The organism is Bacteroides sp. AF20-13LB (assembly GCF_003603065.1).
Lineage (GTDB): Bacteria > Bacteroidota > Bacteroidia > Bacteroidales > Bacteroidaceae > Bacteroides > Bacteroides uniformis.
Window position 1 is genome coordinate 136,222 of the sequence record NZ_QTMH01000002.1, and the last position, 11,968, is coordinate 148,189.

General features: G+C 44.7%; 10 protein-coding genes. 1 reads left to right on the forward strand and 9 read right to left on the reverse strand.

The genetic code is table 11. The features are described 5' to 3' along the window. Positions 1–51: 51 nt before the first annotated feature. The 6 genes from DWX62_RS02840 to DWX62_RS02865 all read right to left on the reverse strand — a co-directional run bounded on the left by DWX62_RS02840 (position 52) and on the right by DWX62_RS02865 (position 7,540). Complete coding sequence (locus DWX62_RS02840) at positions 52–2,739, reverse strand: transglutaminase domain-containing protein (RefSeq protein WP_117680896.1); 2,688 nt, start codon at positions 2,737–2,739, stop codon at positions 52–54. Positions 2,740–2,824: 85 nt separating this feature from the next. After that, positions 2,825–3,238: a DUF2141 domain-containing protein gene (locus tag DWX62_RS02845; RefSeq protein ID WP_008665305.1), complete on the reverse strand. Its 414-nt coding sequence runs from the start codon at positions 3,236–3,238 to the stop codon at positions 2,825–2,827. A gap of 27 nt (positions 3,239–3,265) precedes the next feature. Next, the gene (locus DWX62_RS02850) at positions 3,266–5,191 is read right to left on the reverse strand and encodes a TonB-dependent receptor plug domain-containing protein (RefSeq protein WP_120172568.1); all 1,926 of its coding nucleotides are present in this window, start codon (positions 5,189–5,191) and stop codon (positions 3,266–3,268) included. 137 nt (positions 5,192–5,328) lie between these two features. Beyond that, complete coding sequence (locus tag DWX62_RS02855; RefSeq protein WP_005831863.1) at positions 5,329–6,240, reverse strand: LytTR family DNA-binding domain-containing protein; 912 nt, start codon at positions 6,238–6,240, stop codon at positions 5,329–5,331. A 66-nt stretch (positions 6,241–6,306) separates the two neighbouring features. Then, on the reverse strand, positions 6,307–6,909 hold the full coding sequence (locus tag DWX62_RS02860; protein WP_005832814.1) for a sugar O-acetyltransferase: 603 nt from the start codon (positions 6,907–6,909) through the stop codon (positions 6,307–6,309). 55 nt (positions 6,910–6,964) lie between these two features. Further along, positions 6,965–7,540 carry a Crp/Fnr family transcriptional regulator gene (locus DWX62_RS02865; RefSeq protein WP_005832816.1) on the reverse strand — a complete coding sequence of 192 codons (576 nt, stop codon included), beginning with the start codon at positions 7,538–7,540 and terminating at the stop codon, positions 6,965–6,967. A 245-nt stretch (positions 7,541–7,785) separates the two neighbouring features. On the opposite strand from DWX62_RS02865, the gene DWX62_RS21835 reads away from it, so the two are divergent. After that, complete coding sequence (locus tag DWX62_RS21835; protein ID WP_005832819.1) at positions 7,786–7,926, forward strand: hypothetical protein; 141 nt, start codon at positions 7,786–7,788, stop codon at positions 7,924–7,926. 79 nt (positions 7,927–8,005) lie between these two features. Here the strand turns inward: DWX62_RS21835 and DWX62_RS02870 are convergent, their stop codons facing one another. The 3 genes from DWX62_RS02870 to DWX62_RS02880 form a co-directional block, all read right to left on the reverse strand. Continuing rightward, positions 8,006–9,571, reverse strand: a complete 1,566-nt coding sequence (locus tag DWX62_RS02870; RefSeq protein ID WP_243636242.1) for a hypothetical protein — start codon at positions 9,569–9,571, stop codon at positions 8,006–8,008. 84 nt (positions 9,572–9,655) lie between these two features. Next, positions 9,656–10,789, reverse strand: coding sequence for a DUF4249 domain-containing protein (locus DWX62_RS02875; RefSeq protein ID WP_009038101.1), 1,134 nt, complete (start codon positions 10,787–10,789; stop codon positions 9,656–9,658). Between the two features lie 12 nt (positions 10,790–10,801). Next, positions 10,802–11,965: a DUF4249 domain-containing protein gene (locus DWX62_RS02880; RefSeq protein ID WP_120172570.1), complete on the reverse strand. Its 1,164-nt coding sequence runs from the start codon at positions 11,963–11,965 to the stop codon at positions 10,802–10,804. Positions 11,966–11,968 lie beyond the last annotated feature (3 nt).

The following is an 11,968-nucleotide window of genomic DNA, read 5'->3' on the forward strand; positions in this document are numbered from 1 at the left end:
CGGATGATTTACTATTTGACGATTACTATTTACAATTCATGGCAGAAAGCCCTATAACCCCTTTATTGTCTTCATCAGTTGTTCTCCCAGTCCGATGGTGTATCCTTGCGATACAAAGACCACCCGATTGAAAGTATCGGCTATGATGAATATCGGCAGGCTCTCTTTATGCTTCAACTTCATGCTTTCTGCAATCTGCGCAGCGATACCGTCCGTATCTATACCATAAATAATGGTAGAGGGCAAATCGGGGAATGACTCGCGGGCGAACTTGCCGGCTTTGGCCTCATTAGGGAACAGCAACACCATCTTACGCCCCCACTTCTCCAAATCAGCCTTGAATGAAGCGATGTCGCGCAACGCATGATTGGTTGGCTCTTGATTGACACCCAGAATGCCTACGACAAAGTAACCGCGCCCACAAGCCTGCAGCAGACTCTGCCGGGCTGCGGAGCCGGCGTCCGGCAGCGGAGTGAAGAGAGACTCCGAATTAAAGTTCCCGATAACCTGCACCTCATCCTCGCTCTCGCGCATCACCAATTCAATTTCCGTTGTCTTCTCCGGCAGAATATTGAAAAAGGTGGTTTTAGAAAGTACCGCACCGCTGGCAAGGCGTGTACCGGTCACCAAAACATAATCTCCGGCCTCCAGAGCTGTTCCTTCCTTCAGAAGATTGCTCCATGTAGTACCGCCGCCCATATCTGCATCGCCTTCGTCATAGGAAAGCAATTGCAAACTGCCCTGCGGGGTCTGTTTGGAAAGAGTGAAATGAGAATAGTATTTCGGGTTATCCAACGAACGGATAGGCTTATAGGAAGCCACCAACTTTCCCTTCGAAGCAATTCCTTCTGCCATAAAGACCGGCTCTTCCGGATGATGGTTCAAGTCCACATCCATCGCACCATCATCCCCTATCAACTGTACTTTGCCGGTCACTCCGTTGATACGGGCAGGGATTGCCATGCTGCGTGCCATGGAGACGAAGAAAATGTCACGACTATGGGCATCAGCCACACGGGCCTTCCAGACCCCTTCCGGAGAAATGGGAGCCCCTCCCAAATTACAGTCATTGTCTACCCGGATATTTTGGGCCACCCATGCCACCAGTTTCATCGGCTCTGCCTTGTATGCCTCAGCATCTTCCTTTGAGACGGCTTTCTTGAAAAATCCTTTATAGGGGGTCAGTATCTCGTTGCTTACGCGTGGATTGCGCACATATCTGCGGAAATGGTCGGCATTCTTGCACATACGGGATTGCATGTGGTCCATCAGAACTTCCAGTGTAACGTCGCGGAGGTCTTTTGCCGAAATCCGTTGGAGCAGGTCCAGACCTCCTCTTTTGGACTTTTCAGAGCGCAACCGTGCCATGAAGTCGACAATGACCCGATGGTTTCCTCTGGAAGCGACCAGTATCCGTGAAACGGCATCTTCGTCGAGCTTGTACCGCCGGGCAAAATAACGCGCCGTCTCATCCGTCATGAACATAGACACATAAGCGTTGCGGATGGAATCTTCATGGACCATGCGGCGGTCATTCGCCGCACGCTGTTCGGGCGTAACCGCCGGCAACTCCGCATTTTCGGGGGGCGGCACAAGTTCAAAATCTACCGCATGGCCGCCGCCGGCAGTCTTATCCATCTTCACAACCAGTTCATGGTCCTTACCGAAAGACAGTTTGGCATAGCCGAATTTTCCGTCTTTGGAAGCCCATACCAGCATGTCACCCTTACCGGCCGTCAAAAAAGCCTTTCCCTCTGCATCGGTCTGCTTCCGGGCTACGGTATAGAACTCCGCATAATTATAGAGCTTGAACTCCACACAAGCATCAGACACCGGATTTCCATGTCCGTCCATGACCGTAACTGTGGCCTTAGCCGTCGGTGCATAGTTACCGATTACATTGATTTCCGTATAAGTAGGAGTGACAGACATCACTTCCTCCGCTCCTTCATAACGTCCGAAGACCTTGGTATGCATCAGCATACCGCGACTGGCCGGAGCATTGAACCAACCAAGGTTGAGTACCGGTTCGGGTTCGCAGGCTCCAAGAAAATACCATTTCCCGTCCGCCCATGCTTCTACCCATGCATGATTGTCGTCGGTATGCGCCCACCGGGGTGTGTAGACCTGACGAGCAGGGATACCCACCGAACGCAAGGCGGCAACCAGCAAGGTAGATTCCTCGCCACAACGCCCGTATGCCGTGCGTACCGTTGCCAAAGGCGAACTGGTACGGGCATCGGAGGGAGTATAGATAGCCTTCTCGTGGCACCAGTGGTTCACCTCCAGAATGGCATCATAGAGGGACAGAGACTTGACACGATTCTTCAGTTCTTCGTAAAACACTACCCGTGCACTGTCCAGATGCTCATTGTTGACCCGCACCGGAAGTACAAAATGACGAAACAAATCCTCAGGAATAACTTTTCCCCAAGGCATCTCATCGGCAGCCTTTTGGGAGGCTCGCACATTCATCAGATGAAATTCTCCGGAATAATCGGCAATGTCTGCCAAAGGCATATAGGCATAAAGGAACTCCAAAGCTTCGCGTTCGTACGACGTCAAGTCCGTATCGAATATGGCAAACAAATCGCCCTGCGGCAACCTTTCTTTTTTTTGATTGAAGTCTTGCTCCACACGTTGGCGGTAAGAAGTGTCTGTAATGAAAGAACGTTTGCCGCAAGAGGCAAGCAAACATACCAGTCCGAGAAATCCCAGAAGTCGTGCAACTCGTTTCATAACGCAATTATTAAGGTTGAGCCACAAAAATAGTGTAAATCGTCCGCAAAAGAAAATTAATTCCCGTTTTACTTACATAATCACTCTACTTCAGATGTATCACCAAAGTCGTGTCTCCGGAAAAAGTGAAGCTGCATTTGTCATAAGACGGCAGACCCATAACGCCTTGAGCATCATTGCTGAACCCGTACTTCTCTGTAGGAATGCCGAAAACGGCAGTATCCAGTTTCCCGTTTCCGTTCTCGTCTTGAAACAACGAAATGGCATACGTACCCGTAGGTAACCCCTGGCAAGGAATGGAGAGCGACGTATCTTTCACATCTATCCGGAAGGCGGTCAAGGGTTTCTTCATGAATGTTTCTTCCGAATTGTAGATGGCGACATAGAGATGCCCCTCCACCTTTTCAATGTCACACACTTCAATAGTCAGGTTCTGGGCAAAGAGCAGCTGGGCGGCACTTTGCATTACAAATACTAAAAAAATAATCATTGCTTTCATCTTTGTTTATTTTAAAAGGGTTATTGTCTAAAAATTGGATACATCGTAGGCGGCCTTCTTGCCTAAAGTCACATATACTCCTACATAGAAAAAATGGTCGCTGGAAGCCAGGACAGCCTTGTTATCCACCTTACCGAACTCATTCTTCCGGCAAAGGATATTGCTGGCGGAAGCATGGATGATTACCTTCTTGCTTGCCAGGAAGGTCACACCCAAATCCAGACTGTTATAAGGCTTCACTTCATCGTTCATCAGACCCGGCAGCATGGGGTTATGATAAGGACGTCCGCTACTGAAACGGTCGGTCACGCTGACAATGGAACGCAGGCGAGGCAAGGAATACTTCACCACCCAGGCTGCATTATGCCGTGTGGCATACTGAGGAGTAGTCAGTTCCGGATACTCCCGATATTTACGTTTGGCTATATTATAGGTATAGGATAACTGGTATTCCAGATTCTTGAAGGACGCTCTATCACGGAAGAACAAGTCTATGCCTTTGCTGTGTCCATAACCGTTGGAGGTCAAGAATACAGCTTTCGTATCGGCATCCGTTTCCTCCAATGCCAGACGGTCATAATCCTTATAATAAAGTTCAGCTTTACAGAAACGCCCTTCATAGTCGTACTGAACGCCCAAATTGTACTGCATACATACTTCCGACATCAACTGCGGCCGACGCACCAGACAGTTGTTCTCGGGCAACTGTGTGTATCGCCCTACAATCCCCGACAACATCATGTTTCCCCAATAATAGTTCGCCGCCAGCCGGGGAGAGAAATTCATCTTACGGTTCGGAGAAGTGTATTCCGTGCGAAAAGAAAACTCCATCTTCAATTGTTCCATCGGATAATAAGCCATCGAAAAGAAACCCGCACCAATGGTAGGCGACATGCGATTGCTGTCATCCGTCCCGCACAACAGATAATGATTCCTGTAATTGCGGATATAGCTCTCTATCCCCATATCCAGGCGGAATACCGATGACAACCGTTTGGAAACTTTAGCCTTCAGATGCGTCTCTTGCTGACGTTCCAGCCAGTTATCACCCGAAACAACTGCTCCTCCGATTCTCCGGTTATAGTAAGAATAGGCCGCCCCTGCAAACCAACTCCACTCTCCGGAAGTATGCCTGCGAAAGGTTGCATTTACATAGATATTGTCTTCACCCAGCCCGAACAATCTGCGGTTATCCCCTTCGTAAGTGGAAAAGTCCGTCCGGTCGTATTGTGCGTAAACCTTCCATACCACTCTTTCATCAGGAGTATAACGGAACTGGACAGCTCCGGAAAACATCCGGTAAGGCTCCTCGAAATCCCTCCTGCCCGAATAAACCTTGTCATACAAACCCAGGTTCTGATAATTCAAGTCAACAGACAAGGATCCTCTGTCAAAAGTCTTTGTGCCCCCTCCACCAACACCGACAACGGAAGCGTTCACTCCGACTTTATCGACCTTGCTGTAATCTTTTGTTTCCAATGGCAAGACTGCCGAAAGCGCTTCTCCATATTCTTGTGAAGCGCCTCCCGAAGCAAGGTTTACCCCACTGAACATAAATGTAGAGTAACGGCTGCGAGCAGGGGTATTTATTCCGTTCGAAGTATAGGGATTCAGTACATGCATTCCATCAATAAAAGTCTGCGTCTCGTAACTGCCTCCACCACGTACCAGCAATTCACCGGTTTCACCCTGCACTTGCGTACCGGGCAAAGTCTGCAATGCCTTGTATAAATCACCGTTCGCACCGCCCACCGTGACCAGTTCCACCGGATGCATATCGCTCCAACGGCTGTTGGCAGCAGGAGTTCTGGCTCCTTTTACCACTACTTCTTCCAAAGCGACACTGTCTATATTAAAATTCAGACGTACTGTATCGGTCACTGATTTCTGCGCTACGGAAGGCTGTGTATAAAGTAATACGCCCAATATCCCAAAGACTGTTTCCCGTTTCATATCTTTACATTCGTTGTGTTTCCTGCCGCAAACATAAAGGAAGGGTATAAGACAAAAAAATATCCGGGACAGACAGCCCGGATATGTGACAACCAACAAACTCTTTGTGACGAACAACGTATTTCTGTGACGAGTGACTAACTCTTTGTCCGGTTTTCAATCAATGCTTTCACCTCTTTGGCGTATGCGCGTGAAACCGGAACCTCCTCTTCGCAACCCTCCAGATTCAGCTTATATCCCTGAGAGTTTCCATCTACTTTCACCACCATCCGGATGTTTACAAGAAAGGCCCTATGGCAACGGATAATAAAAGGGCAAGCAGAGACAGCTTCCTCTGCCTGCTTCATGGTGGCACGCAACAATCTCCATGTAATTTTCTTTTCTTTATCCGAATCTGAACGGTAACCTACTTTTACGTAATTCCCCTTTGCCTCTGCATAAAGGAAATCTCCGGCCTTTACTTCCAGCATTTCTTTGGTGCCACCGGCAAACACCAACGCTTCTTCCGAGGAAAACACCTTGTCTTCCAAGCTCGCTATCCCAACTTCCGGGGATATTCTCCTTGAAAGGTGACCGTTCATCTCCATAGCTTCTTTCAGATTGCGGGTCAGTTGCAAATTGCGGTTCCACATCAGAAAAAATATGGTAGGAAAAGGTGCCAGCACCATTACCCAAGACAAAGCCAGAAAGAACAACCGCTTGTCCAACCACATTCCCATCAACCATGATTGATAGGCCCAAATCCCCACTGCTATCAGCAACAACATCAGCAGCAAATTCAACACATGCTTACCCAATGTCCAGTTCTGCTCCTTGTAATAAGCAGGAAATAATGCCGGAAGCAAATAGGTGAAAACTCCCGAAGCACCTGCCGCAATCAATGCAGAACCGGCAACCACCCCAAACACACTTCCCTTTATCCGGGAAATACCGAACGGCTGAAGTATATATAATATCAGAAAAATAATGGCCGAAGGTATCACTACTGCCTTCCAGCGTTGATAAAACGTAGGATAAGGACTCCGCCAAAGTTCCACCAATTTCCCCATAAGTATATAGTCTCTCTTGTTTACATGGTAATATATGCAAAGATAATACATTTACTCAACACATGCTCATACAGATACTATATTATCAATCTGTTTTATCACACGACAAGGATTTCCCACTGCCACACAATTCGCAGGAATAGAACGGGTAACCACACTCCCCGCCCCGATAACGCTGTTCCTCCCGATGGTGACACCAGGCAAAATGACAACCCCTCCACCAATCCATACTCCATCCTCTATTCGTACAGGTAAGGCATACGTACGGCAGATTTCTTGTTCTTCCGGACAGTCCTGCACCATACGTTCATCTACTTTGGTAGAATGGGTTGCCGTATATATCTGTACATTAGAGGCTATTAAGACGTTGCTACCTATGTCAATACGATTGTTGTCCACAAAGGTACAATTCATGTTGACAATTACCTTGTCGCCCATAAAAATATGCTTGCCACATTCACAATGGAAGTCAATATCCACATGCACATTCTTGCCTACATGTCCCAACATCTCACACAACAACTCCCTCCTGCGCTTGCTATCGGCATAATCTGTGGCATTGAATTGTGCCAGGAGACGTTTTGTACGCAAAATCATCTCCACTATTTTCGGATCCCTGCTTCCTATAAAAGGTTCGCCAGCCATGCACTTTTCATATTCTGTTTTCATACGCATCCTGTTTTTGCGGACAAAAATACAAAACTCTAATGTATAGGAATTTATCCTATGTTAAAAAATACCCCTTTGCCCTGATACGACTCAATGATTGTTGTGTAATGCCAAGGAAAGAAGCGATATGTCCCAAAGTCACTCTATGAAAAAGGGCCGGACACTCACTCATTAATTTTTCATAACGCTCATACGCAGACAAGTTGAGGCGAGATATATGAATATCTTGTAAGCGAAGAAAATTTTCCTGTTGTAACACCCTCATCCAATTTGCAATATCTATATCTGACTTATACAACTCATTAAGCGTTTCAATGGAAATAGAATAGACCAGTGTTTCTTCCAATGTTTCCACGTATTCAAAGCCTGCTTTGTTCCTATATAAATCCCACGAGCCACAAGCTACATCACCTTCCATAGAGAACCATGTCGTTATTTCTTTTCCATCGTGCAAGGTGTACGAGCGTGTCATTCCCTTCTCTATGAAGTGGACTTGCCTATCAAATTGTCCTGCACGGATAATAAGTGTTTTGACAGGAAACACTTGCTTTTCAAAACCATGTGCCAATGTCGCCAATGCTTCATCTGAAACCGGATAATAAACTCTTATTGTTCTGACAATATTCTCCATACTAAAATATCCCTTTTTACAAAGGTATAAAACAAGGAAGAGTTTGCGAAACTTGCGTAACATATTTGTCATATATAGATTGCAAAATCTAGTATTTCTAAAGAAAATAAAGGATGAATGGCTATTTTTTATGTTATAAAACACATTTCTCGCAAACATTTCGTATCTTTGCAACGTTATAAGATAAAAGAAAAGATGTAAAAACCCGCTTTCCGAAACGCGGAGAGCACAAAAAGATGAGAATTATGAAAAAGAATGCAAATGAAATTTTTATGTTACAGTACCAAATCAAACGCTATCAGGCAATGGGTAATGGAACAATGTGTCAAACACTGAACGGTAAACTACAAAAGCTGCTTGCAAAGCAGTCACTCGTAACCATGTAAAAAAACACCTTTAAATACAATGAATAAAGGGCAGGGAACTTTTCAGTTCTCTGCCCTTTTTCTTTTTTATCCATCTATACTAATGGTTAGCACCAACAACAAACTCACTTTGCATCCTTATCTCCCTACCGTCAACCGAAATTCCTTGTAGGGTAATTATATATATTCCGTTCATATCCGAAGTATAAAAGTTGAGTGTACCCATAGCGGAAGTTATCTCCGGATTCCAATAAAGTGTATGCCGAAAATCCGGTAAGCGAGAACCGGCTTGTTTCTCTGAATTGTATGATGGAGCAACAAATGCGATTCTCTTTTGTGGAAACTCATAAGAAAACATCTGTGAATTCTTATCCAAACGTATATCAGGCAATGTTCCCCGATGGGTTATAAACGAAACAATTCCATCATACAACTCCCCGCCAAAAGTATATTTGCCAGTATAACGATGTATATAGTGTATCAAACGGGCATCATAGTTCAGAATGGTTTCATGGTCATCAAACGGAATCCCGTCTAACAACACCAGTGTTTTCATATTACTGAATCTCCTTATATCCGGTTGCAGTATCCGGATGACATCTTTACCTTCCAGCTGACTGATACGTATTCCCTTGACAAATTCCACAAAAACATCCCTCACAGTCCTGAAACGAACATACTCATCCAGATTATAAGTGGAAGCGGGAACAAAATCATAAAGTTGTTGCAATATACTCTTGCTATACGAAGAATCTACCGGCAAAAGAGAATGTAATTGCGCGCTGAAACCACGCTCTATCAAGTCTTCTTTCCGAAATGACACACAGACTTTAGGAAGTTTTTCCGCCAACACCCCGACAAAAGGAGAAATAAGCTCCAATCGGCAGGGACTTTCCTCCTCCGGTAATGCAGTTAATACAATCTCCTGCATATCCGTTATTCCGGTCGTATAAAAAGCATAAATAGCGTCAGCCTTAGGCTGTCCGCCAAAGACACGAATATCCTTGCCCACACATGCCAGACGTGCATTTACATTGTCAGCAGGCGCTCCCATCAGCCTGCCGGTTACAATATGCCCTTCACACTCTGCAGCAAATGACCGTTCCGGAACACTTGTATAGTTCTTCTGCCCGTCGGCTGATATTGGAAACCCCTTTAGCACATAGTCTTTTCGTACTACGGACAAAGTAAGCTCCTTGACATCAGCAGGCAGATTAGGTAATGTCAAGGCTACTTTACTCCGGTTCCCATAGACCGATTTATCTGTCCATAAGTCCGCTCCGGAAAGCTGATTGCCGGGAGCTTGTGAAACGGTAATGGAATCCGTGAAAAGTTCCACATTATCCTCCTCTGTTGTCTGAACAGTATTAAGCAAGGCTATATACTTCTTTGGGAAACAAGCCATAGGATAGTTCCTCATATAACGCGTATATGCCGTCAGTTGGTAAGCTCCGGTATGCATGACTTGCGGAAGTCTGATACGTCCCCATCCATTCCCGTTCTGCAAGTCGATTTTACCTTGTGCGTATACCAGCTTCGTGTCACTTATCTCTACATAAGCTACTTTGCTTAATACGCTTCCACGAGACAAGGAATCCGTCACACAAACTTTTATCCACAAATCTTCTCCAGCCACATAGCAGTCCTTGTCTGTATAAATACGCATATTCTCAACAATTTGAGCGTGTAATCCCAATACAAGAACCCAACCTATAATACAAAATATCACTCTCTTCATATCATTTCAATATTAATTCATTTCATCCGGCCAGAAGGAAGGCTTTTCCAAGCTGGCACCTAAATAGCGTACGTCTGTACAACCTCCGGAAACCCATGCATAACCTACCATCAATGGATAAGCAATAGCATATCCCATCACATATAAATCCATGTACGAATCTGCCCAACCTCTAAATTCTTGGCAATAACCGTCAGGAAACCTATAATATATATCATCGGCAGAAATGAAAATACGATATTTTGCCACATTCATGCTAACTCCCACATAACCAACTACATTTTTGCCTGAATTGTTGCAAATAATATTCGTAGGAAGTTCTGAAGGCTGAGGAATAAACAATCCACCCATTTCTTCATTGATTTTTATTTTCTCCTGATAATATTCGTACTCGCCCCTCGAAATCTTACGCTGTTTCACCAAAGTGCTATAATGATGAAAGACACGGTTATTATCCGCCTTTATAGAATAGAGCCACTTATCCTTCAATTGAGTATCCTTATTTGTTCCTATATTACCTACTATGATTTTAGCCGACTTATCATGACACCATCCCCGTGCATATGGTGTAGCATCAAAATCAACCACCTCATCAGTGGTAGGGTCATAACGGAACTTGGGATTATATACTGCCCTCACTTCCCAATCTTCCTCGTAACTCCAGAAATAACATCCGCCATCTTCACTCCGCATAGAAAAGCGGATAGAGATGTCACCGTATTTTTCCGGTTGCTCGTAGGTAACGTCATTTATTGTTTCTGTCTCCAATGGATATTGAGGCTCCGAAGTATAAATATCCCCTTCATACACAATTTTCAGACTATAGCTGGCATCTTTATTCAAAGAGCCAATTACAACTTGGTATTTTCCATCTCCCAAAGAAGTGCCATTAAAACAAGAACCATCACTTCCTACTACACTGACTTCTGCATCTATCTTGTTATAATCCTGAGGAATTCCTTCTACATTCAAAGGAAAGGAACAGCTCAAGGAAAAAACAACTGTACTATCTGATATGATGTTACCTTCAACTATAAGCACCCTCGTACTACTCTCCGGCAAGTGCGCATTGAATTTATCCACACAACTGCCAATAGTGAGCCACAACAAGCATATCCATGTTACTATATATTTTGCATTATTCATCGCTTTTTCTTATTAAAACAGATTGATTTCAACTGGCCAGAAGGAAGGCTTTTCCAAGCTGGCACCTAAATAGCGTACGTCTGTACAACCTCCAGAAACCCATGCATAACCTTTGAATCCCGTACGTGGGTCCGGGTCCGGATATGCAATGGTATACCCCATCAAGTATAAATCTAAAAATGTATACTCTTCTTTCAGCCCTTTCGCTCCCTGACAATACCCCTCAGGAAGCCTATATTGTATATCATCTGTAGAAATGAAAATGCGATATTCCGCCACATTCAAACTGACACCAACATATCCAATGGCCTGTTTATTTGAGCTTTCACATCTAATGTTCGACGGCAATTCCGAAGGCTGGGGAACAAACAACCCGCCCATCTCCTCATTAAGCTTTATTTTCTCCTGATAATATTCATATTCACCCTTCGAAATCTTACGTTGTTTCACTATAGTACTGTAATAGCAAGAAAAACGAATATCGTCTGCTTCAATGGAATAGAGACACTTATCCTTTACACGATTATCCTTGTTTATTTCCATATTACCTATTATTATCTCGGACGATTCACTATGACACCATCCGCGTGAGTATGGTCTAGCATCATAATCAACGATCTTATCTGTTTCGGGGTCATAAGCACACATAGGATTGTATACGGCCCTCACCTCCCAATCTTCTTCATAACTCCAAGAATAACATGCAGCATCTTTGCTTTGCATAGAGAAACGGATACTGACATCACCATACTCCCCTTGCTGTTCGTAGGTGACATCGTCTATGCTTTCCGTTCCTATCGGATATTGAGGTTCGGAAGTATAGATATCTCCCTCATAGACAATCTTCAAGCTATAGCGGACATCCCTATGCAATGTTCCGACAGCAACCCGGTACTTTCCATTACCCAACGCAACACCCCTAAAACTGGAGCCATCCTCACCGGTTCCACGAACTTCAGCATCCACCTTATTGAAATCAGGAGGAACCCCTTCCACATCCAAGGAAAAGGAACGGCTCAAAGAAAACACGACAGCACTATCCGATATTATACTACCTTCAACTATGAGAAGGCCGATACAACTTTCCGGCAAGTGGGCATTGAACTTATCCACACAATTACTAAGGAACAACCATAACGGACATATACATATCACCCAATATACTTTATTCTTCATACC